Annotated in this window: 19 protein-coding genes; 6 read left to right on the top strand and 13 right to left on the bottom strand. The window is 61.3% G+C overall.

All coding sequences use genetic code 11. The annotated features are described in order from the left end of the window. Positions 1-20: 20 nt before the first annotated feature. Entirely contained in the window at positions 21-1361 is a 1341-nt protein-coding gene (locus AB1J88_RS21205) for a hemolysin family protein (RefSeq protein WP_007962298.1), read from the top strand. A 186-nt stretch (positions 1362-1547) separates the two neighbouring features. Here AB1J88_RS21205 and AB1J88_RS21200 read toward each other — a convergent pair whose 3' ends face one another. From AB1J88_RS21200 to AB1J88_RS21165, 8 genes are all read right to left on the bottom strand, one after another. Continuing rightward, on the bottom strand, positions 1548-2444 hold the full coding sequence (locus AB1J88_RS21200; RefSeq protein ID WP_041071631.1) for a peptidoglycan DD-metalloendopeptidase family protein: 897 nt from the start codon (positions 2442-2444) through the stop codon (positions 1548-1550). Positions 2445-2630: 186 nt separating this feature from the next. After that, positions 2631-3584 carry a response regulator gene (locus AB1J88_RS21195; RefSeq protein WP_430291908.1) on the bottom strand — a complete coding sequence of 318 codons (954 nt, stop codon included), beginning with the start codon at positions 3582-3584 and terminating at the stop codon, positions 2631-2633. A 178-nt stretch (positions 3585-3762) separates the two neighbouring features. Then, positions 3763-4524 carry a phosphate signaling complex protein PhoU gene (gene phoU, locus AB1J88_RS21190; protein WP_007962290.1) on the bottom strand — a complete coding sequence of 254 codons (762 nt, stop codon included), beginning with the start codon at positions 4522-4524 and terminating at the stop codon, positions 3763-3765. 70 nt (positions 4525-4594) lie between these two features. Beyond that, positions 4595-5428, bottom strand: coding sequence for a phosphate ABC transporter ATP-binding protein PstB (pstB, locus tag AB1J88_RS21185; protein ID WP_007962289.1), 834 nt, complete (start codon positions 5426-5428; stop codon positions 4595-4597). A gap of 184 nt (positions 5429-5612) precedes the next feature. Continuing rightward, entirely contained in the window at positions 5613-7283 is a 1671-nt protein-coding gene (gene pstA / locus AB1J88_RS21180; RefSeq protein ID WP_041071636.1) for a phosphate ABC transporter permease PstA, read from the bottom strand. A 15-nt stretch (positions 7284-7298) separates the two neighbouring features. Beyond that, on the bottom strand, positions 7299-9332 hold the full coding sequence (locus tag AB1J88_RS21175) for an ABC transporter permease subunit (protein WP_430292708.1): 2034 nt from the start codon (positions 9330-9332) through the stop codon (positions 7299-7301). Between the two features lie 454 nt (positions 9333-9786). Next, positions 9787-10791: a phosphate ABC transporter substrate-binding protein PstS gene (locus tag AB1J88_RS21170; protein ID WP_086792482.1), complete on the bottom strand. Its 1005-nt coding sequence runs from the start codon at positions 10789-10791 to the stop codon at positions 9787-9789. Between the two features lie 231 nt (positions 10792-11022). Further along, the gene (locus tag AB1J88_RS21165; protein ID WP_430291907.1) at positions 11023-12321 is read right to left on the bottom strand and encodes an MFS transporter; all 1299 of its coding nucleotides are present in this window, start codon (positions 12319-12321) and stop codon (positions 11023-11025) included. 376 nt (positions 12322-12697) lie between these two features. Here AB1J88_RS21165 and AB1J88_RS21160 point away from each other — a divergent pair, with 376 nt between their 5' ends. Together AB1J88_RS21160 and AB1J88_RS21155 are read left to right on the top strand one after the other, a co-directional pair. Next, on the top strand, positions 12698-13102 hold the full coding sequence (locus tag AB1J88_RS21160) for an acyl-CoA thioesterase (RefSeq protein WP_003229628.1): 405 nt from the start codon (positions 12698-12700) through the stop codon (positions 13100-13102). Between the two features lie 58 nt (positions 13103-13160). Beyond that, entirely contained in the window at positions 13161-14060 is a 900-nt protein-coding gene (locus tag AB1J88_RS21155) for a D-hexose-6-phosphate mutarotase (protein WP_430291906.1), read from the top strand. 151 nt (positions 14061-14211) lie between these two features. On the opposite strand, the gene AB1J88_RS21150 is transcribed toward AB1J88_RS21155, so the two are convergent. The 5 genes from AB1J88_RS21150 to AB1J88_RS21130 form a co-directional block, all read right to left on the bottom strand. After that, complete coding sequence (locus AB1J88_RS21150; protein WP_007962278.1) at positions 14212-14748, bottom strand: DUF3299 domain-containing protein; 537 nt, start codon at positions 14746-14748, stop codon at positions 14212-14214. 102 nt (positions 14749-14850) lie between these two features. Then, positions 14851-15096, bottom strand: a complete 246-nt coding sequence (locus AB1J88_RS21145) for a GlsB/YeaQ/YmgE family stress response membrane protein (RefSeq protein WP_003229635.1) — start codon at positions 15094-15096, stop codon at positions 14851-14853. Positions 15097-15213: 117 nt separating this feature from the next. Next, a complete protein-coding gene (locus tag AB1J88_RS21140; protein ID WP_047596872.1) occupies positions 15214-16296 on the bottom strand; it encodes a 5-(carboxyamino)imidazole ribonucleotide synthase in 1083 nt (360 codons plus the stop codon). 10 nt (positions 16297-16306) lie between these two features. After that, positions 16307-16798, bottom strand: a complete 492-nt coding sequence (gene purE, locus AB1J88_RS21135) for a 5-(carboxyamino)imidazole ribonucleotide mutase (protein WP_003229641.1) — start codon at positions 16796-16798, stop codon at positions 16307-16309. Positions 16799-17129: 331 nt separating this feature from the next. Then, complete coding sequence (locus AB1J88_RS21130; RefSeq protein WP_041071648.1) at positions 17130-18038, bottom strand: LysR substrate-binding domain-containing protein; 909 nt, start codon at positions 18036-18038, stop codon at positions 17130-17132. Between the two features lie 180 nt (positions 18039-18218). Here AB1J88_RS21130 and aspA point away from each other — a divergent pair, with 180 nt between their 5' ends. The 3 genes from aspA (at position 18219) to AB1J88_RS21115 (ending at position 22866) form a co-directional block, all read left to right on the top strand. Further along, entirely contained in the window at positions 18219-19643 is a 1425-nt protein-coding gene (gene aspA, locus AB1J88_RS21125) for an aspartate ammonia-lyase (RefSeq protein WP_003229645.1), read from the top strand. A gap of 606 nt (positions 19644-20249) precedes the next feature. Continuing rightward, on the top strand, positions 20250-21695 hold the full coding sequence (locus tag AB1J88_RS21120; RefSeq protein WP_108184240.1) for an alanine/glycine:cation symporter family protein: 1446 nt from the start codon (positions 20250-20252) through the stop codon (positions 21693-21695). 166 nt (positions 21696-21861) lie between these two features. Then, a complete protein-coding gene (locus AB1J88_RS21115) occupies positions 21862-22866 on the top strand; it encodes an asparaginase (protein ID WP_430291905.1) in 1005 nt (334 codons plus the stop codon). Positions 22867-22924: the final 58 nt, after the last annotated feature.

The following is a 22924-nucleotide window of genomic DNA, read 5'->3' as shown; positions in this document are numbered from 1 at the left end:
GGAACCTGCAAAACTCCATCATGGACCCTTCCCCTGGCTTGTCCCTCGCTACGATTTTCGCCGATTTCGGCATGATTCTTTTCGCTCTGATCCTGGTGTTGCTCAACGGCTTCTTCGTTGCAGCGGAATTCGCCATGGTCAAACTGCGCTCGACCCGGGTCGAGGCCATCGCCGACAAGAACGGCTGGCGCGGGCACATCCTGCGCACCGTTCACAGTCAGCTGGATGCGTACCTCTCGGCCTGTCAGCTCGGTATCACCCTCGCCTCCCTCGGCCTGGGCTGGGTCGGTGAACCGGCGTTCGCGCACCTGCTCGAACCACTGCTGAGCGCGGTCGGCGTGCAGTCGCCGGAAGTGGTCAAAGGCATTTCGTTCTTTACCGCGTTCTTCATCATTTCCTACCTGCACATCGTGGTCGGTGAGCTGGCGCCCAAGTCATGGGCGATCCGCAAACCCGAGCTGCTGTCGCTGTGGACGGCAGTGCCGCTGTACCTGTTCTACTGGGCGATGTACCCGGCGATCTACCTGCTCAACGCCAGCGCCAACGCGATTCTGCGCATCGCCGGCCAAGGCGAACCCGGCCCGCACCACGAACACCATTACAGCCGCGAAGAACTGAAACTGATCCTGCACTCCAGCCGTGGTCAGGACCCGAGCGACCAAGGCATGCGCGTGCTGGCCTCGGCAGTGGAGATGGGCGAACTGGAAGTGGTCGACTGGGCCAACTCCCGCGAAGACCTGATCACTCTCGAATTCAACGCGCCGCTGAAAGAAATCCTCGCGATGTTCCGTCGCCACAAGTTCAGCCGGTATCCGGTGTACGACAGCGAGCGCCAGGAGTTCGTCGGCCTGCTGCACATCAAGGACCTGCTGCTGGAACTGGCGGCGCTGGACCATATTCCGGAGTCGTTCAACCTGGCCGAGCTGACCCGCCCGCTGGAGCGCGTGTCGCGGCACATGCCGCTGTCGCAGCTGCTGGAGCAGTTCCGCAAGGGCGGCTCGCACTTCGCCGTGGTGGAAGAAGCCGACGGCAACATCATCGGCTACCTGACCATGGAAGACGTGCTGGAAGTGCTGGTCGGCGACATCCAGGACGAACACCGCAAGGCCGAGCGCGGGATCCTCGCGTATCAGCCGGGCAAGCTGCTGGTGCGTGGTGATACGCCGCTGTTCAAGGTTGAACGCCTGCTCGGTATCGACCTGGATCACATCGAAGCGGAAACCCTCGCCGGGCTGGTCTACGAGACCCTCAAGCGCGTCCCGGAAGAGGAAGAGGTGCTGGAAGTCGAAGGCCTGCGGATCATCATCAAGAAGATGAAAGGGCCGAAGATTGTGCTGGCCAAGGTGTTGATGCTGGATTGATGGGTGTTTTGGGGGACGCTTCTGTGGTGAGGGGATTTATCCCCGATGGGTCGCGGAGCGGCCCTGTAATCTGCAATCGCGTAACTCCTGACTCAATGCCTTCAATGATTTTGGGACGGCTGCGCCGTCCATCGGGGATAAATCCCCTCACCACAGAAGCCCCTCCACAGCGGCCCCCTAACGGTTTTACTGTTTGCCCAACGCAAAGTTGGGCAACGCCCCCAGCGGCTGGTTGAACTGATACGGAATCGACACCAGCCCCTGCCCGGTATTGCGCTGCACCACAAAGTGCAGGTGCGGGCCGCTGCTGTTGCCGGTATTGCCCGACAGTGCCAGCGGGCTGCCAACCGTCACCCGCTGCCCCTCGCGTACGCTCACCGAACCTTGCTTGAGATGCAGGTACACACCCATCGTGCCGTCGTCATGCAGCACCCGGACAAAATTGCCGGACGCATCATTGCCGCGCCCGCTCTGCGAGTTTTCGGTTTTCACCACCACCCCGGCCCGTGCGGCAATGATCGGCGTGCCGACCGGCATGGCGATGTCCATCGCATACCGGTTCTTCGGCCCGTAATGGCTGTACTGGCCGTTGGCGCCCTGACTCAGACGGAACGGCCCGCCCCGCCACGGCAACGGATAGCGATAGCTCTGCGCGGCGCCTGCAGGGTCACCCAGCGAATACTGAAATTGCGGTGAATACACCAGCGGCTGACCCTGGGTAATCGCTGTGAGCAGCGCCAACCGGGTATTACTGCGCGCAGGCAGCACTCGGCGGATGGTCTGGGCCGGCACGCCACGCACGTTGCTCATCCCGGTAAACGCCAGCGCAATCTCGACCGGCGCATACAGATCGTTGCGCACGAACACCACGTCGGCGCCCTTCTGCTTCTTGATGTCGAGGTACACCTGGCGCTCCAGATGTTCGACCATACGGTCCTGAAACACGAACACCTGCGAGCCTTTGCTCGGTCGGTCGCTGTACGAGACGACACCGTTGGCATCGGTGGATTTGTAGATGGTCATGGCCACAGTCGAGGTGGAGGCCAGGAAAAGACCACAGAGAAACAGCAGGCGCGCGAGCATGGGCAGAAATCTGTCGAAGGAAGGCCTGGAAAAGAGCCTAGCAGCTGAGACAGACCAGGCTAGTCGACAGATGTTTCAAGTTGCCCAGCGCATAAAGCAAAAGATCGCAGCCTGCGGCAGCTCCTACAGGGAAATGCATTCCAATGTAGGAGCTGCCGCAGGCTGCGATCTTTTCACAGACGCCGCTTACGCGCCCGGAACGAAGTGCTTCTGCGCCGTACCGCGGGCGATCAGGCGGGAGATGTAGTCGAGCTTCTGCGCATCCTGGTCGACGAAACGGAACGTCAGTTGCAGCCAGTCGCTGTCGGCTTTCTGTTCGTGGGCAACGATGGCGTGCAGGTAGCCGTTGAGGCGGGCGATTTCGGCGTTGTCGCCCTGCTCCAGATCGAGCACGGCGCTGTCGAGAATCTGCGGCAGGGCCTCGGTGCGTTTCACCACCAACAGCGCTTCCTTGATACTCAGGGCCTTGATCACGCATTGCTGGGTGCCGCCGGGCAGGCGCAACTGGCCCTGGCCACGACCGCCGGCCGTTGCTTTGGAGGCGGCCGGAGCCTGGACTGGCGGGCTGTTGAGCAAGCCGCGGGACGGCGCCGCAGCAGGTGCCGCCGCAGCGGCAGGCTTGGCGAACGGATTGGCCGCAGCAGCGGCCGGCGCAGCACCGACCACCGCAGGCTTGCCACCGGTCAACGCGCTCAGGGAATCGTTGCCGAATGCCGAATTCATCTTGGTCGGTGCGCTGTTCATCAGGGTGTCGAGCTTGCCGACCTTGTTCAGCGCCTGCTTGACCTTGGTCAGCAGTTGCTCGTTGGTGAACGGCTTGCTGACGTAGCCGGAAACGCCGGCCTGAATCGCCTGCACCACGTTCTCTTTATCACCACGGCTGGTGACCATGATGAATGGCATGGTCTTGAGATTGTCCTGCTCGCGGCACCAGGTCAGCAGTTCAAGACCGGACATTTCCGGCATTTCCCAGTCGCACAGCACCAGGTCGAATGCTTCCTTGGCCAACATGGCCTGAGCCTTTTTGCCGTTGATGGCATCCTCGGTGCGGATCCCCGGGAAGTAATTACGCAGGCACTTTTTCACCAGGTCGCGAATGAACGAAGCATCGTCCACGACCAACACACTGATCTTGCTCATCCAACACCCCTATAAAAATCCCGGCAAGCATACCGCTTTGCTGATGGCACATTGCCAACAATCTTCAGTCACGCCGGGACTTTTCGTTCGCGGGTGCTGCTTTTCAATTCGATTTTCTGTTCAAGCGCCATAAACAAAAACGCCCGGCCAAAGGGCCGGGCGCTTTTCTCAGGCAATCTTACTTATCGTCAGCATCGCCCGGAACATTAGCGGTTTCGCCGCTTGTGCCTTGAACTTCTTCTTTCATGCGTTTGAGGCCCAAGTGCCGCACATCGGTGCCGCGTACCAGGTAGATCACCAACTCCGAGATGTTGCGCGCGTGGTCGCCGATACGCTCCAGCGAACGCAGCACCCAGATGATGCTCAGAACCCGCGAAATAGAGCGTGGGTCTTCCATCATGTAGGTGGCCAGCTCACGCAGCGCGGTCTTGTATTCACGGTCGATGACCTTGTCGTATTGCGCCACCGACAGCGCCAGATCGGCGTCGAAGCGGGCAAACGCGTCCAGCGCATCGCGCACCATGTTGCGCACCTGGTCGCCGATATGACGCACTTCGACATAACCGCGCGGCGCTTCGCCTTCTTCGCACAGCTGGATGGCGCGGCGGGCGATCTTGGTCGCTTCGTCGCCGATGCGCTCCAGATCGATCACCGACTTGGAGATGCTGATGATCAGACGCAGGTCGGACGCCGCCGGCTGACGACGGGCGAGAATGCGCAGGCATTCTTCGTCGATGTTGCGTTCCATCTGATTGATCTGGTCGTCGATCTCGCGCACCTGCTGGGCCAGACCGGAATCGGCCTCGATCAGCGCGGTGACCGCGTCGTTGACCTGCTTCTCGACCAGCCCGCCCATGGCCAGGAGGTGGCTGCGCACTTCCTCAAGCTCGGCGTTGAACTGCGCGGAGATGTGGTGGGTAAGGCCTTCTTTACTAATCATGTTGGCGTCCTTGGAGCGTCCGGTAAGGTGCGGTGGGCCGCAGCGTCAATTCTGTGAATAACCGCAACTGTCAGCCATAACGACCGGTGATGTAGTCTTCGGTCTGCTTCTTCGCCGGATTGGTGAACAGGGTGTCGGTGTCGCCGAATTCCACCAGTTTGCCCATGTACATGAACGCCGTGTAGTCGGAAACCCGCGCGGCCTGCTGCATGTTGTGGGTCACGATGACGATGGTGAACTTGGACTTCAGCTCGTAGATCAGCTCTTCGACTTTCAGGGTCGAGATCGGGTCGAGGGCCGAGCAGGGCTCGTCGAGCAGCAACACTTCCGGCTCAACCGCGATGGTGCGGGCAATCACCAGACGCTGCTGCTGACCACCGGACAGGCCGAGTGCCGAGTCATGCAGACGGTCTTTGACCTCATCCCACAGTGCAGCACCTTTCAACGCCCACTCGACGGCTTCGTCGAGAATGCGCTTCTTGTTGATGCCCTGGATACGCAGGCCGTAGACCACGTTTTCGTAAATGGTCTTGGGGAACGGGTTGGGCTTCTGGAACACCATGCCGACGCGCCGACGTAGTTCGGCGACGTCTTCACCCTTGCGGTAGATGTTGTTGCCGTACAGGTTGATCGCACCTTCGACACGACAGCCGTCAACCAGGTCGTTCATACGATTGAAGGTGCGCAGCAGCGTGGACTTGCCGCAGCCGGACGGGCCGATGAACGCGGTCACGCGCTGTTTCGGGATGTTCATGCTGACGTCGAACAGCGCCTGCTTCTCACCGTAGAACAGGCTCAGGCCCGGGACTTCGATGGCCACCGTTTCCTGCTCGAGGCTCAGGCTCTGCTTGTCGCGACCCAGGGCCGACATGTTGATGCCGTGGGTATGTGTTTCGTGCTGCATGGGAGGCTCCCTGTGCTAACAAATTCGGTTCGTTGTACCGCCGGACAACGCCAGCGGGTTACTCAAATTCTGTGTCTGTCGCGATTCCTGTGGGAGCTGGCTTGCCAGCGATGGCATCACCGCGGTGTTACTGGCAGACCGAGTCGTCTGCATCGCTGGCAAGCCAGCTCCCACAGGGTTTGTGTTAACTATCCAGTGCTTTGTATTTTTCGCGCAGGTGGTTACGAATCCACACCGCCGACAGGTTCAACGTGGCGATCACCAGCACCAGCAGCAACGCCGTGGCGTACACCAGCGGCCGTGCCGCTTCGACGTTCGGGCTCTGGAAGCCGACGTCATAGATGTGGAAGCCCAAGTGCATGATCTTCTGGTCCAGGTGCAGGTACGGGTAGTTGCCGTCCACCGGCAGCGACGGTGCCAGTTTCACTACACCCACCAGCATCAGCGGCGCCACTTCACCAGCGGCGCGAGCCACGGCGAGGATCATGCCGGTCATCATGGCCGGGCTGGCCATTGGCAGGACGATCTTCCACAGCGTCTCGGCCTTGGTCGCGCCCAGTGCCAGCGAGCCTTCACGGACGGTGCGCGGGATACGCGCCAGACCTTCCTCGGTCGCCACGATCACCACCGGCACCGCCAGCAGCGCCAGGGTCAACGAAGCCCAGAGCAGACCCGGTGTGCCGAACGTCGGCGCTGGCAGCGCTTCAGGGAAGAATAGACGGTCGACCGAACCACCCAGCACGTAGACGAAGAAGCCCAGACCGAACACGCCGTAGACGATCGCCGGCACACCGGCGAGATTGTTCACCGCGATGCGGATCACTCGGGTCAGGGTGTTCTGCTTGGCGTATTCACGCAGGTACACCGCCGCCAGCACGCCGAACGGGGTGACAATCATCGCCATGATCAGGGTCATCATCACGGTGCCGAAGATCGCCGGGAAGATCCCGCCTTCGGTGTTCGCTTCACGCGGGTCATCCGAGAGGAACTCCCAGACCTTGCCGAAGTAGAAACCGATCTTGGTCATCGTGCCCATGGCGTTCGGCTGGTAAGCGTGAACCACTTTGCCCAGGCTGATTTCGATCTCTTTGCCGTTTGCATCGCGGGCGGTCAACGCGTCGCGGTTGAACTGCGCATGCAGATCGCTCAGGCGTGCTTCGACATCCTGATAACGCGCGTTCAGCTCGGCACGCTCGGCGTCCATGTCCGCTTGCGCGGTGGCGTCGAGCTTGCCGTCCAGTTCCAGCTTGCGCCCGTGCAGACGGATGCGTTCCAGCCCTGCGTTGATCGCACCGATGTCAGTCTTTTCCAGCGATTTGAGCTGTGCAGCCAGGCCGTTCACCCGGTTGATCCGCGCTTGCAGCTCAGGCCACGCCGCTTCACCTTCGGCGATGACCTTGCCGTCCTGTTTGACGTTGACCAAGTAGCCGTAGAAGTTGCCCCACTCGCGACGCTCGATCGCCATCAGTTCCGGCGGCGTGGTCTGCTTGGTCAGCCACTCGCCGACCACCCAGGTGAAATCGTTGCCGTTCAGGTCGCGGTTGCCGACCTTGATCAGCTCGCGGGTCATGAATTCCGGGCCCTGATCAGGCACCGGCAGGCCGGCGCTTTTCAGGCGTGCGCGCGGTACTTCTTCTTTCTGTACCACTTCGCCGATGACCAGGTGATTGGCCTGGCCCGGTACGTCGTAGCTGGCGTGGATCAGGTCCGCCGGCCAGAAGTGACCCAGACCGCGCACGGCAATCACCGCCAGCAGGCCAATGGTCATGATGACCGCGATGGACACCGCGCCACCGCTGATCCAGACGCCCGGGGCGCCGCTCTTGAACCATCCATTCAGGGAGTTCTGTTTCACAGACTTCTACCTTTCTTAAAGCGACGAGTATTTCTTGCGCAGACGCTGACGAATCAGTTCTGCCAGGGTGTTCATGACGAAGGTGAACAACAGCAGCACCAGCGCCGAGAGGAACAGCACGCGATAGTGGCTGCCGCCGACTTCCGACTCAGGCATTTCCACCGCGACGTTGGCGGCCAGGGTGCGCAGGCCTTCGAACAGGTTCATTTCCATGACCGGGGTGTTACCCGTGGCCATCAGCACAATCATGGTTTCGCCGACCGCACGGCCCATGCCGATCATCAGCGCGGAGAAGATCCCCGGGCTGGCGGTGAGGATCACCACCCGGGTCATGGTCTGCCACGGCGTGGCACCGAGCGCCAGGGAACCGAGGGTCAGGCCACGCGGCACGCTGAACACGGCGTCTTCGGCAATCGAGTAGATGTTCGGGATCACCGCAAAACCCATCGCCAGCCCCACCACCAGAGCGTTGCGCTGGTCGTAGGTGATGCCCAGGTCGTGGGAGATCCACATGCGCATGTCACCGCCGAAGAACCAGTTCTCCATGTACGGGCTCATGTACAACGACAGCCAGCCCACGAACAGAATCACCGGAATCAGCAGTGCACTTTCCCAGCCATCCGGGACTTTCAGGCGGATCGACTCGGGTAGACGACTGAAAGTGAAACCGGCCACCAGAATGCCGATCGGCAACAGCATCAGCAGGCTGAAGATGCCCGGCAGATGCCCTTCTACATACGGGGCGAGGAACAGACCGGCGAAGAACCCGAGGATCACCGTCGGCATCGCTTCCATCAGCTCGATCACCGGCTTGACCTTGCGGCGCATGCCCGGGGCCATGAAGTAGGCGGTGTAGATCGCAGCAGCAACCGCCAGCGGTGCCGCCAGCAGCATCGCGTAGAACGCCGCTTTCAGGGTGCCGAAGGTCAGTGGCGAGAGGCTCAGTTTCGGTTCGAAATCGGTGTTGGCCGCCGTCGATTGCCAGACGTATTTAGGCTCGTCGTAGTTCTCGTACCAGACCTTGCTCCACAACGCGCTCCACGACACTTCCGGGTGCGGGTTGTCGAGCAGCAGCGGTTGCAGCTTGCCGCCGGCCTCGACGATCACCCGGTTGGCGCGCGGCGACAGGCCGAACAGGCCCTGACCTTCGGCCACCGGCTCGACCAGCAACGTGCGGTGCGCGGTGCTGTGGAACACACCGAGCTTGCCGCTGGCATCGAGGGCCACGAAGCCCTTGCGACGCTCTTCGGCGGTGATTTCAACGATCGGCGTGGTGCCCATCTGGAAGGTACGGATCTGCTTCAGGCGCAGTTCGCCATCGGTGTCACGGGCCATGAACCACTGGGCCAGGCCACCCTTGGAGTCACCGATGATCAGCGAGATGCCACCCACCAGTTGCGTGCTCGCAGTGACTTCGGCGTCAGCGTTTTCCAGCAGTTTGTAGCGACCGTTGAGGCTCTTGTCGCGCAGGCTGAACACGTCGGCCTGGGCGCGCCCGTTGACCACGTACAGCCATTGCTGGCGCGGGTCGACGAAGATGTTTTTCACCGGCTCGGTCATCTGCGGCAGTTCGATACGCTTCTGCTCGTTGGTGACTTCGCCGGTCATCATGTTTTCTTCGCTGGTCAGCGACAGCACATTAAGTTGCGCACCGGTCGAACCCACCAGCATCAACGTCGAATCGGTGGCGTTGAGGCTCACGTGCTCCAGTGCCCCGCCGCTCTCGTTCACAGCGATCGGCGCTTCGCCGTACGGGTATTCGATGGCCGGGGTGATGGTTTTCTTGCCATCGGGATAGCTGACTTTATAGGTGTGACGGAACACCAGCGCCTGGCCGTTGGACAGGCCCACCGCTACCAGCGGATGACCTGGCTGATCTTCGCCAATGGAAGTGACGGTCGCGCCAACAGGAACCGGCAGATCGACGCGCTTCAATTCAGCGCCACTGTCGATGTCGAAGAACAGCGCCTGGCCCTTGTCGGAAACGCGCATCGCCACCTGATTCTGCTCTTCGAGCGAAATCATCAGCGGCTTGCCGGCGTCCTGCATCCAGGCTGGGGTAATGGCATCTTTCGCGGTCAGGCTGGCACCCTGGAACAACGGGGCAACGACGTAGGCGAGGAAGAAGAAGATCAGCGTGATGGCTGCCAGCACCGCCAGACCGCCAACGAGGACGTACCAGCGGGTGAAGCGATCCTTGAGCGCGCGAATGCGGCGCTTGCGTTGCAACTCAGGCGTATTGAAGTCAATGCGCTTGGGAGGGTTCGTAGTCATTTTGGAATTGGCCAGATCATTCATGCGCACACCCTAGCGATCCTGTATGACAGAAAGATGACAATGCAGTGACGCAGCAAATCCGCCGCCAGCAGGGCACTGGCAGTGGATAAAAGAATTCGGGGAGTGTGGGGCGAACTTGCTCGCGAAAGTGCCGGTTCTGAAGGCCGCTTCGCGAGCAGGTTCGCTCCCACATGAGTCAGGCGGGGTTTACCCCTGACTCAGTTTGTTACTTTTTTGCGACTTCAGCGCCGCCTTCCTGCAGACCCAGGTCAGCCAGCGCTTTTGCAGCAACCTTGGCCGGCAGTGGGATGTAGCCGTCTTTCACCACCACTTCCTGGCCCTGTTTGGACAGAACCAGTTTCACGAACTCGGCTTCCAGCGGGGCCAGAGGCTTGTTCGGGGCCTTGTTCACGTAAACGTAGAGGAAGCGCGACAGTGGGTACTTGCCGTTCAGGGCGTTTTCTTCGGTGTCTTCGATGAAGTCAGTGCTGCCTTTCTTCGACAGAGCAACAGTCTTCACGCTGGCAGTCTTGTAGCCGATGCCCGAGTAACCGATGCCGTTCAGCGAGGAGCTGATCGACTGCACAACCGACGCCGAACCTGGTTGTTCGTTGACGTTAGGCTTGTAGTCGCCTTTGCACAGGGCTTCTTCCTTGAAGTAGCCGTAAGTGCCGGATACCGAGTTACGACCGAACAGTTGCACTGGCTTGTTGGCCAGGTCGCCGGTCACACCCAGGTCGCCCCAGGTTTTCACGTCGGCTTTGGCGCCGCACAGACGGGTGGACGAGAAGATCGCGTCAACCTGTTCCATGGTCAGGTGCTGGATCGGGTTGTCCTTGTGCACGAACACCGCCAGGGCGTCCACGGCCACCGGAATAGCAGTTGGCTTGTAGCCGTATTTCTGTTCGAAGGCCGCCAGTTCGGTGTCCTTCATCTTGCGGCTCATCGGGCCCAGGTTGGAGGTGCCTTCGGTCAGCGCAGGTGGCGCGGTGGCGGAGCCAGCAGCCTGAATCTGGATGTTTACGTTCGGGTATTCTTTCTTGTAGTTCTCAGCCCACAGGGTCATGAGGTTGGCCAGAGTGTCGGAACCAACGCTGGACAAGTTGCCCGATACACCGGTGACCTTGGTGTAAGCCGGAATTGCCGGGTCAACGCCAGCGGCTACCGCGTGGGCAGTCGCAACGCCAGCAGCGACAAAAGTCATTGCCGCCATCAAACGCTTCAGTTTCATGCCTTACTCCTAGCAGATAGGGTGTGTTAAGTCGGGGCCAAGTATCAGCAGGCCGTGTGAACACTCTATGGCTGAAATATGACAATTGGATGAAAGGCCAGCATCTGGGTTTTACTGAATGATTCGAGTGGCCCCCTTCGCGAGCAGGCTCGCTCCCACAGTTGAAATGCATTCCAATGTGGAAGCGAGCCTGCTCGCGAAGGGGCCGGTACTGCTGGAGGAAATTCGGGATCAGCGCCCCTTGTTCCAGAGCCACGCGCCAACAAGAATCCCCATCGTGCACAGCACCGCCACATAGTAGGCCGGGCCCATCGCACTCTCTTTAAGCAGCAGGCTGACCACCATCGGCGTCAGGCCACCGAAGATCGCGTACGCCACGTTGTACGAGAACGACAGCCCGCTGAAGCGCACCACCGGCGGGAACGCTTTCACCATCACATAAGGCACCGCGCCGATGGTGCCGACCAGCAGACCGGTCAGCGCATACAGCGGGAACAGCCAGTTCGGGTGGTCGGCGAGGCTGTGGTAGAAAGTCCAGGAGCTGATCAGCAGGCCCAGGCTACCGAAGACAAACACCCGGCCGGCGCCGAAACGGTCGGCCAGGGCACCGGAGATGATGCAGCCGACGCTGAGGAACACGATCGCCAGACTGTTCGATTGCAGCGCCACCGTTGGCGAGAAGTGATAGACCGTCTGCAGCACGGTCGGGGTCATCAGAATCACCACGACGATCCCGGCGGACAGCAGCCAGGTCAGCAGCATCGAGATCGCAATCGCCCCGCGATGGTCACGCAGCACCGCACGCAGCGGTACTTCTTCGGCCAGCGCCTTGCGCAGTTGCAATTCGGCGAACACCGGGGTTTCGTGCAGCCAGCGGCGCAGGTACACCGAGAACAGGCCGAACACGCCGCCGAGCAGGAATGGAATCCGCCAGGCGTAGTCGGACACCTCCACTGGCGTGTAGATGCTGTTGATTGCCGTGGCGACCAGCGAGCCGAGCAAGATGCCGGCGGTCAAACCGCTGGTCAGTGTCCCGCAGGCGTAGCCGATGTGCCTTTGCGGCACGTGTTCGGAAACGAAGACCCACGCCCCCGGCACTTCCCCGCCAATCGCCGCGCCTTGGATCACTCGCATCAGCAGCAACAGAATCGGCGCCCACAGGCCGATCTGTGCGTAGGTCGGCAGCAGACCCATGATCAGGGTCGGCACGGCCATCATGAAAATGCTCAGGGTGAACATTTTCTTGCGCCCCAGCAGGTCGCCGAAGTGCGCCATGACGATGCCGCCCAGCGGCCGCGCGAGGTAACCGGCGGCGAAAATGCCGAAGGTCTGCATCAGGCGCAGCCACTCGGGCATGTCGGCCGGGAAGAACAGCTTGCCGACCACGGTGGCGAAGAACACGAAGATGATGAAATCGTAAAACTCCAGCGCACCGCCCAAGGCCGATAGCGACAGAGTCTTGTAATCATTGCGGGTCAGGGGGCGTGCAGGTTGCTCGGGCTGCGCGAGGCTCGAAGGCGCTGTGGTCATGGCAAGGGCTTCTCTTATAGGCGGATCTACCGCCACAACAACGCTGGCTGTGGCTTGGGCAGGTTCGGCACCATAGCAAATTGTTCGAAAAAGCACATAGAGGCGCGTATTTGACGGTCAAAATCAGAACCCGATGGTCGTCGTGGAGTCTACCGACCGATATACTCGCAACCTTGCTCCGGTTTGTAGGGGGTTGCTGTGCGAAAACGTCGTTGGTCGCCCTGGTGCGTGGATCCAGCCGCTTTCGCAGAGTTTCCCTTTAGACGCCTACGGAAAACGTGACGAACGCAGTATGTTCGGTGCTGAATCGTTTTTCCTGAAGACGGCTACCACCAGCAATACCAACGAAGAGTCACGGGTCAGAGGCACCCCCGGCATGATAGAGCTCGAACAAGAAGATCCGATCCCGCAAGGCGACCTGGCCTTGCAAATCACCGCACTCCCTCGCGAGACCAACGGCTTTGGCGATATTTTCGGCGGCTGGCTGGTGGCGCAGATGGACCTGGCGGGGACCGCGATGGCCAGCCGCGTTGCCGGTGGCCGTGTGGCGACCGTGGCCATCGACCGCATGGCCTTTCTGGTGCCGGTCGCGGTCGGTGCGCAATTGTCCTTTTATACCCAGACCCTGGAAATCGGCCGCAGCTCGATCCAGATGATGGTCGAAGTGTGGAGCGACGATCCGCTGTCCAGCGAGTGGCGTAAAGTGACCGAGGCGGTGTTCGTCTTCGTCGCCATCGACGGCAGCGGTCGCACCCGCTCGGTGCCGCCGCGCGCACGTTAAACCTCGCCGCGGTTTTGCGGTCGATAGTCGTCCCAAGTGTCTGATCGAGAGCTGTCCCATGAACACGCCCAGCGTTGAAGCCGTGAAACTGGATGAACTGAACTGCTGGCGCATCCGCCACGGTCAGGCCGAAGTGCTGGTGGCCCAGCAAGGCGCGCACATCCTCAGTTATCAGATCGACGGCCAGCCGCCGATCATCTGGCTCAACGACAAGGCTATATTCAAGACCGGCAAGAGCATCCGTGCCGGTGTGCCGGTGTGCTGGCCGTGGTTCGGCAAGTTCGAACGCAACCCGCAGCACGTGCAGGCCATGTACACCGGTGAGCAACCGGCACCCGCACACGGTCTGGTGCGAGCGATGGATTGGGAGCTGGGCGGCATCGAATCAGAGGCTGACGGCGTCAAGGTCGAATTCAAGCTGCCCTACCCCGAAGGTGGCCTGCCGGGCTGGCCGCATCAGGTCGATCTGACCCTGACCCTGCATCTGAATGATCAGTTGCACATCAGCCTGACCAGCCATAACCGGGGTGTCGAAACCGTCAGCATCAGCCAGGCGCTGCACACTTATTTCGCAGTCAGCGATGTGCGCAACGTGCACGTCGACGGTGTGGACGGTCTGGAGTACATCGAGACCCTGGACAACTGGAACACCCACCACCAGCAAGGCGCACTGCGCTTCGCCGGGGAAACCGACCGCATCTACCTCGAGGCTCCGCCGCAACTGAGCATCGTCGACCCGACCTGGGAGCGGCGCATCGTACTGACCGCAAGCGGCTCACGCACCGCAGTGATCTGGAACCCGTGGATCGACCGCGCCGCCGCGTTCAGCGACATGGACAACGACGGCTGGCAGCGCATGCTGTGCATCGAGACGGCGAATGTGATGAATGATGTGGTCACGCTAGGCTCGGATGCGAGCCATACCATGGGTGTGAGCATCGGCAGCAAACCGCTCTAACGAACACCGCAATCTCAATGTAAATGAAAGCCTTTGTGGTGAGGGGATTTATCCCCGATGGCCTGCCGAGCAGGCCCTTGCCCTTGATTCAAAGCGGGGGTCGCTGCGCAACCCATCGGGGATAAATCCCCTTGCTACAATTGTTCAGGTGTTAGAGATCAGACTCCTGCACCACCCGCACCTTGTCCGCATCCAGCGCATACGCCGCATCGGCCAGGTCATTGCTGACCTTCTCGATCTTCAGCGTGCCGGTCACCCACAGCGGCGTGTAGATGTCATCCAGCTTCAAGCCCTTGGGATAACGCACCAGCACCAGTTGATTCGGCGGCGGTGGCGGTACGTGGATGCACGCGCCCGGGTATGGTACGAGGAAGAACAGCGTGCTGCGACCCTTCGCATCGGATTCCAGCGGCACCGGGTAACCACCGATGCGGATGTGCTTGTCGTTCATCGACGCCACGGTCTTGGTCGAATACATCACCGCCGGCAGGCCCTTGGCCTGTTTCATCCCACCCTTCTCGGTGAAGGTGCCGGTGGCTTCCGGGGAGTTGTGGTCGATTTCGGGCATGGCCTCGAGGGCTTTCTGGTCCGACTTGGGCATCAGTTCCAGCCAGTCGGTTTCCGGCAGTTCGCCGGCGTGGGCCAGACCGCTGCCCAGCAAAAGGAGAGTCAACAAAAGACGGCGCATGGAGGTGCTCGGTAAAAAATGCTCGGATAAAGGAAGGACGTTGAATCGCCGAGCATTCTAGCCCTCCCTGCCGCGTTGGCAGAGAGGACTTGGTCGCTTGGATCAGTTCTTTTTGATCAGGCCGTAGATCACCAGCAGCACGATCGCGCCGACCAGCGCACCGATGAAGCCAGCGCCTTGACCTGCCTGATAGATACCCAGGGCCTGGCCGCCGTAAGTGGCCGCCAGCGAACCGCCGATACCGAGCAGGATGGTCATGATCCAGCCCATGCTGTCATCGCCCGGTTTGAGGAAGCGTGCCAGCAGGCCGACGATCAAGCCGATAAAGATGGTTCCGATAATTCCCATGGCATTTCCCTCTGACACTCAATAGTAGATATGCCAAAGCCTAGTCAGACTTTGGCATCCTGCCATGAGAGAACGGCGAGCCCTGAATGGTTCCGCCGCTGCCAGATGAAACTGTCGTTACTCGGCGATCAGCGCTTCGACCTTGACGATCTGCGCCTGCAGCGTGGCCATGTCGGCGCAGCGCAGGTTGGCGTGACCGACCTTGCGCCCGGCCTTGAAGGCTTTGCCGTAGTGATGCAGATGGCAGTCTTCGATGGCGATGACTTTCTCAACCGGCGGAACCACGCCGATGAAGTTGAGCATGGCGCTCTCGCCGACCTTGGCCGTCGAGCCCAGCGGCAGGCCGGCTACGGCGCGCAGATGGTTTTCGAACTGGCTGCACTCGGCGCCTTCGGTGGTCCAGTGCCCGGAGTTGTGCACGCGCGGGGCGATTTCGTTGGCCTTGAGGCCACCGTCGACTTCAAAGAACTCGAACGCCATCACGCCGACGTAATCCAGCTGCTTGAGCACACGGCTGGAGTAGTCTTCGGCCAACGCCTGCAGCGGGTGATCGGTGCTCGCCACCGATAGCTTGAGGATGCCACTGTCGTGGGTGTTGTGTACCAGCGGATAGAACTTGGTTTCCCCATCGCGGGCACGCACGGCAATCAGCGAGACTTCGCCGGTGAACGGCACGAAGCCTTCCAGCAGGCAGGCAACGCTGCCCAGCTCGGCGAAGGTGCCGACCACGTCTTCCGGCTTGCGCAGGACTTTCTGACCCTTGCCGTCGTAACCCAGGGTGCGGGTTTTCAGCACGGCCGGCAGACCGATCGAAGCCACGGCGGCGTCCAGGTCGGCTTGCGATTGAATGTCGGCGAAGGCCGGGGTCGGAATCCCCAGGTCCTTGAACATGCTCTTCTCGAACCAGCGGTCGCGAGCGATGCGCAGGGCTTCGGCGCTCGGATAGACCGGGACGAATTGCGAGAGAAAAGCCACGGTTTCGGCCGGGACGCTTTCGAACTCGAAGGTCACCAGGTCGACTTCGTCAGCCAGTTGGCGCAGGTGATCCTGATCGCCGTAATCGGCCCGCAGGTGTTCGCCCAGCGCGGCGGCACAAGCGTCCGGCGCAGGGTCGAGGAAAGCGAAGTTCATGCCCAGCGGAGTGCCCGCCAGCGCCAACATGCGGCCCAACTGGCCGCCACCGATTACACCGATCTTCATCTCAACAACCTCAGGCAATACGTGGGTCTGGATTGTCCAGGACGCTGTCTGTCTGCTCGGCACGGAAGGTTTTCAGCACCGCGTGGAACTGCGGATGCTTGGCACCAAGGATGCTCGCCGAGAGCAGCGCGGCGTTGATCGCGCCGGCCTTGCCGATGGCCAGGGTGGCAACCGGAATGCCCGCCGGCATCTGCACGATCGACAGCAGCGAATCGACACCCGAGAGCATCGACGACTGCACCGGAACGCCCAGCACCGGCAGGTGGGTCTTGGCCGCACACATGCCTGGCAGGTGGGCTGCGCCACCGGCACCGGCGATGATCACCTCGATGCCACGGCCCTCAGCCTCTTCGGCGTACTGGAACAGCAGATCCGGGGTGCGGTGGGCAGAAACCACCTTGACCTCGTACGGGATGCCGAGCTTTTCCAGCATATCGGCGGTGTGGCTAAGGGTGGACCAATCGGACTTGGAGCCCATGATCACGCCAACCAGTGCACTCATCGTCGCGCCTCTTCTCTCTGGGCGCCCGCAGGCGCGTCAAAAACAACAAGCCACGCAGGATTGCGTGGCTTGATTGTACGAAAAATGGCCGGACGTACCGGCCGAAGGCCGCGCAGTATACCGCAAAGAAGCCAATAAACAGCCCCCGAAACGACCATCTGTCAAATCAGCCAAAGGCCCGGTTTTATTGACTTGAAGGTCAGCGCTCCAGCATCACTCGATACCTGTGGGAGCTGGCTTGCCAGCGATGGCGTCGGATCAGTAACCACAGGCGGTGACTGACCCACCGCTATCGCTGGCAAGCCAGCTCCCACAGAGTTGTTGGGTGGGCTCAGGAAGCCTGCGCAGCGCCGCCTTCAAGCTTGCGCCACAACAACCGCACGTTGGCCTTGCGCACCAGTGCGCAGCGGTACAGGCGAATTTCCAGCGGTACATGCCATTGCGGGCCGCCGCAGACCACCAGTTCGCCGCGGGCCAGCTCGGCACGCACGCTCAGTTGCGGTACCCAGGCGATGCCGAGGCCTTCCAGGGCCATACTTTTCAGACTGTCGGCCATGGCGGTTTCATAGATCGTGGTAAAGCGCAGCTGACGTTGACGCAGCAAACCATTTACCGAGCGCCCGAGAAACGCCCCGGCGCTGTACGCCAGCAACGGTACGCTGACGTCACCTTCCAGATCGAACAGCGGCTTGCCTTCGGCATCCGCCGCACACACCGGGAGCATCTCGGTCTGGCCCAGGTGCAACGACGGGAAGATTTCCGGGTCCATCTGCATCGCTGCGTCCGGGTCGTAGAACGCCAGCATCAGGTCGCAGCCGCCTTCGCGCAGCGCGTGCACCGCGTCGCCGACGTTGGTCGCGACCAGCCGTGTGGCGATGTTCAGCCCTTCATTGCGCAGTTGCGCGATCCAGCGCGGGAAGAATCCCAGCGCCAGCGAGTGCGCGGCGGCGACCTGCATCACCTCGCCCTGCCCGCCTTCCAGGTGATGCAGATGCCGCAGCACTTCGCCGAGCTGTTCGACCACGGTGCGCGCGGTCACCAGAAACAGTTGCCCGGCCGCCGTCAGTTCGATCGGCGTGCGCGAGCGGTTGACCAGCGTCAGGCCCAGCGCCGCTTCAAGGCTGCGGATCCGCCGACTGAACGCCGGCTGGGTCACGAAACGCCGTTCGGCCGCCTGCGAGAAGCTGCGGGTGGCGGCCAAAGCACTGAAGTCCTCGAGCCATTTGCTTTCCAGATTCATCACGCCCTCCCGGGAACGCACCAAAACAGGTCACACGTCTGCCGCGCAGGCGGCGTCACACGGGCATTATGCCGAATGTGCATAGGCCAGTGTTTAACAGCATTGGCCCAAAAAATCCTGTAAGCCTAGCATTCGCAGCGTTCCGGCATAGACCGGGTCCATATCGAGATGATTTCTATCATGTCCTCCGCTGCATCTTTCCGCACAGAAAACGACCTGCTTGGCGCCCTCGAAGTACCGGCTCAAGCGTATTACGGCATCCAGACCCTGCGAGCGGTGAACAACTTCCGTCTCTCCGGCGTTCCGATTTCGCATTACCCGAAACTGGTTGTGGGTCTGGCGATGGTCAAACAGGCCGCCGCTGACGCCAACCGTGAGTTGGGTCATCTGAGCGAAGCCAAGCACGCTGCCATCAGCGAAGCCTGTGCGCGATTGATCCGCGGTGATTTCCACGAAGAGTTCGTGGTCGACATGATTCAAGGTGGCGCCGGTACGTCCACCAACATGAACGCCAACGAAGTGATCGCCAACATTGCGCTCGAAGCAATGGGTCACCAGAAAGGCGAGTACCAGTACCTGCACCCGAACGACGACGTCAACATGGCGCAGTCGACCAACGACGCCTACCCAACCGCGATCCGCCTGGGTCTGCTGCTGGGTCACGACGCGCTGCTGGCCAGCCTCGACAGCCTGATTCAGGCCTTCGCCGCCAAGGGTGAAGAATTCAACCACGTCCTGAAGATGGGTCGTACCCAACTGCAAGACGCCGTGCCAATGACCTTGGGTCAAGAGTTCCGCGCATTCGCCACCACCATGGGCGAAGACCTGGCCCGTCTGAAGACGCTGGCCCCGGAACTGCTGACTGAAGTGAACCTGGGCGGTACCGCGATCGGCACCGGCATCAACGCCGACCCGCGCTATCAGGCGCTGGCCGTTCAGCGTCTGGCGCTGATCAGCGGTCAACCGCTGGTGCCCGCCGCCGACCTGATCGAAGCCACTTCCGACATGGGCGCCTTCGTGCTGTTCTCCGGCATGCTCAAGCGCACCGCGGTCAAGCTGTCGAAGATCTGCAACGACCTGCGCCTGCTGTCCAGCGGCCCACGCACCGGCATCAACGAGATCAACCTGCCGGCGCGTCAGCCAGGCAGCTCGATCATGCCCGGCAAGGTCAACCCGGTGATTCCGGAAGCCGTTAACCAGGTGGCCTTCCAGGTCATCGGTAACGACCTGGCGCTGACCATGGCAGCCGAAGGTGGCCAACTGCAGCTGAACGTGATGGAGCCGCTGATCGCGTTCAAGATCCTCGACTCGATCCGTCTGCTGCAACGCGCCATGGACATGCTGCGCGAGCACTGCATCGTCGGCATCACCGCCAACGAAGCTCGCTGCCGCGAACTGGTCGAGCACTCGATCGGTCTGGTCACCGCGCTGAACCCGTACATCGGCTACAAAAACGCCACCCGCATCGCTCGTATCGCCCTTGAAAGCGGCCGCGGCGTGCTGGAACTGGTGCGCGAAGAAGGTCTGCTCGACGAAGCCATGCTCGCCGACATCCTGCGCCCGGAAAACATGATTGCCCCGCGTCTGGTTCCGCTCAAAGCCTGAGCCGACGCGTTATTTGTAGCACCGCTCACCAGGTCGAGGGACTAGACACCTCTCACCTTTTGAGGGCTTGGGGATTTGTCCCCAAGCCCTTTTTTTTAACTTTCTGATCCTGAGACCCGTATGTCTGGGGACTGAACAATGTAGAGGTGAGCCCTTGTGGTGAGGGGATTTATCCCCGATGGGTCGCGAAGCGGCCCCAAAACCTACCATTGCGATGTAACAAGTACACCGCGTGCAATGATTTGCGACTGCTTCGCAGCCGATCGGGGATGAATCCCCTCGCCACAGGGTTTGCATCTACAGAAACGCAGTTCCCGCACAAGCCCGGCGCCGGTAACGCCGGGTGCTTCAAAGCTTCGTTTCGTCGCTTGCACCACGAGCGTGCAGACGGGCGCCGCACTGATCGGTATAGTGCCGCCCCTCTTCGCGTGAGCGGTCGTCGGTAACGAGGCCATAACCCATGCGAAACCCGAACTAATAACAAACCCGCGAAATGGACCGGGACGAAACCTTCGCCTCACCTGTCGTGCCGCGCGCAAACCGGTGTAACGCGATGTTTCTGAACATCCAGCATTTGCTTACACAAAAAACAGCGAGGAAAAATCCATGCTCGAAGTCATCAACGACTTCCTCTCAGGGAAAGTACTGATCGTGCTCATTGTCGGGCTCGGTAGCTACTTCACGATTCGCTCGCGTTTCGTTCAATTGCGCCACTTCTTCCACATGTTCGCGGTGTTCCGCGACAGCCTCAAAAGCAGCGGCGGGCAACTCAGCTCGTTCCAGGCCCTGATGCTCAGCCTTGCCGGCCGCGTCGGTGCAGGCAACATCGCCGGTGTCGGCATCGCCGTGACCCTCGGTGGTCCGGGTGCGGTGTTCTGGATGTGGGTGACCGCACTGGTCGGCATGTCCAGCAGCTTCTTCGAATGCACCCTGGCGCAGGTCTACAAGCGCGCCGACGGTGACGGTCTGTACCGTGGCGGCCCGGCCTACTACATCCAGCACGGCCTGAAGCTCAAAGGCATGGCGGTGGTGTTCTCGATCCTGCTGCTGGTCACCTACGGCTTCGCCTTCATCGGCCTGCAGTCCTACACCGTGACCCACTCGCTGCAAAACGCCTTTGCCTTCGACCCACGCCACACCGGGATCGTCCTGGCGGTGCTGCTGGCCATCACCTTCATCGGCGGCATCAAGCGCATCGCTGCAGTGTCCGACCTGCTGGTACCGGTCAAGACCCTGGCCTATATCGGCGTGACCCTGTACGTGATCGGCACCCAGATCGAGCACGTGCCAGCCATGCTGGAAACCATCTTCAAAAGCGCCTTCGGTCTCGACCCGGCCTTCGGCGGCCTGCTCGGCAGCGCCATCGTCATGGGCGTGAAGCGTGGCGTGTTCGCCAACGAAGCGGGCCTGGGCAGTGCGCCGAACGTCGCCGCCGTGGCCTCGGTGAAACACCCGGGCGCTCAGGGCGTGGTTCAGGCCTTCAGCGTGTTCCTCGACACTTTCGTGATCTGCACCTGCACCGCGCTGCTGATCCTGTTGTCGGGCTTCTACACACCGGGCTTCGAAGGTGACGGCATCGTTCTGACCCAGAACTCGCTGGCCGCCGTGGTCGGTGACTGGGGTCGCATCTTCGTCAGCGTTGCGCTGTCGCTGTTCGTCTTCACCTGCATCCTCTACAACTACTACCTGGGCGAAAACAGCCTGCAGTTCCTCAGCCGCAACCGCGCCTTGCTGATGGTGTTCCGCGGTCTGGTGCTGGCGCTGGTGGTATGGGGTTCGATGCAGGATCTGTCGACCGTGTTCGCCTTCGCTGACATCACCATGACCTGCCTGGCCTTCGTCAACCTGATGGCCCTGGCCATGCTGTTCAAGGTCGGCATGCGCGTGATGCGCGACTACGACGAGCAGCGCCGCGCCGGCATCAAGCAGCCGGTGTTCGACTCCAGCAAATTTGCCGATCTGGATCTGGACCTGAAGGCCTGGCCGACCGAGGCGCCAGCCGTCGGCAAGACCGCAGTCGAGCCGCAAGGCATCCCTGCAGCGCAACGCTGACAGGTGAATGACGGGCGCATCCCCTGCGCCCGTCAGTTACAGTTCGTAAAACTGTGGGAGCGAGCCTGCTCGCGAAAGCGGCGGATCAGTCGACATTCTGGTATCTGACCCACCGCATTCGCGAGCAAGCCCGCTCCCACAGGAACTCATCGCTTCGGAGAATCCTATGACCCCTTCGACTTATCCCGCCGCCCAACACGTCATGGTGCTCTACACCGGTGGCACCATTGGCATGCAGGCCAGCGCCAACGGCCTGGCCCCGGCGTCCGGTTTCGAAACCCGCATGCGCGATTACCTGCACGGCCAGCCCGAGTTGGTGGTGCCGCAGTGGCGCTTCCGGGAAATGTCGCCACTGATCGACAGCGCCAACATGACCCCTGCCTACTGGCAGCAACTGCGCGAAGCGGTGGTCGATGCGGTGGACGTGCAAGGCTGCGACAGCGTGCTGATCCTGCATGGCACCGACACTTTGGCTTACAGCGCCGCGGCCATGAGCTTTCAGCTACTCGGCCTACAGGCGCGGGTGTGCTTCACCGGCTCGATGCTGCCGGCCGGCGTGACTGACAGCGATGCCTGGGAAAACCTCGGTGGCGCGCTGGTTGCCCTCGGCCAAGGCCTGGCGCCGGGCGTGCACCTGTACTTTCACGGTGAACTGCTGGCGCCAACCCGTTGTGCGAAAGTGCGCAGCTTCGGCCGGCATCCGTTCAAGCGCCTGGAACGTCAAGGTGGCGGCGTGAAAGCCACGTCGATTCCGGCAGCGCTGCACTACGACCAGCCAAAACAACTGGCGAATGTCGCTGTGCTGCCACTGTTCCCCGGCATCAGCGCCGGGATTGTCGACGGGTTGCTCGACGGCGGTATTCAGGGTCTGGTGCTGGAGTGCTACGGCAGCGGCACCGGGCCGAGCGACAATCCCGAATTCCTCGCCAGCCTTGGCCGCGCGCGGGATAACGGCGTGGTGGTGGTCGCGGTCACGCAGTGCCATGAAGGCGGCGTCGAGCTGGATGTGTATGAAGCTGGCAGCCGTTTGCGTGGCGTCGGTGTGCTGTCCGGTGGCGGCATGACCCGCGAGGCGGCGTTCGGCAAGTTGCAGGCGTTGTTGGGTGCAGGTCTGGAATCGACCGAAGTGCGCCGGCTGATCGAACTCGATCTGTGTGGCGAGCTGATCTGACACACATTTCCCCTGTGGGAACGGGCTTGCTCGCAAATGCGGTGTGTCAAACAGGCTG

The organism is Pseudomonas sp. S8 (genome assembly GCF_050473925.1).
GTDB lineage: Bacteria > Pseudomonadota > Gammaproteobacteria > Pseudomonadales > Pseudomonadaceae > Aquipseudomonas > Aquipseudomonas parakoreensis.
This window is presented reverse-complemented; position numbering and strand designations above follow the sequence as displayed.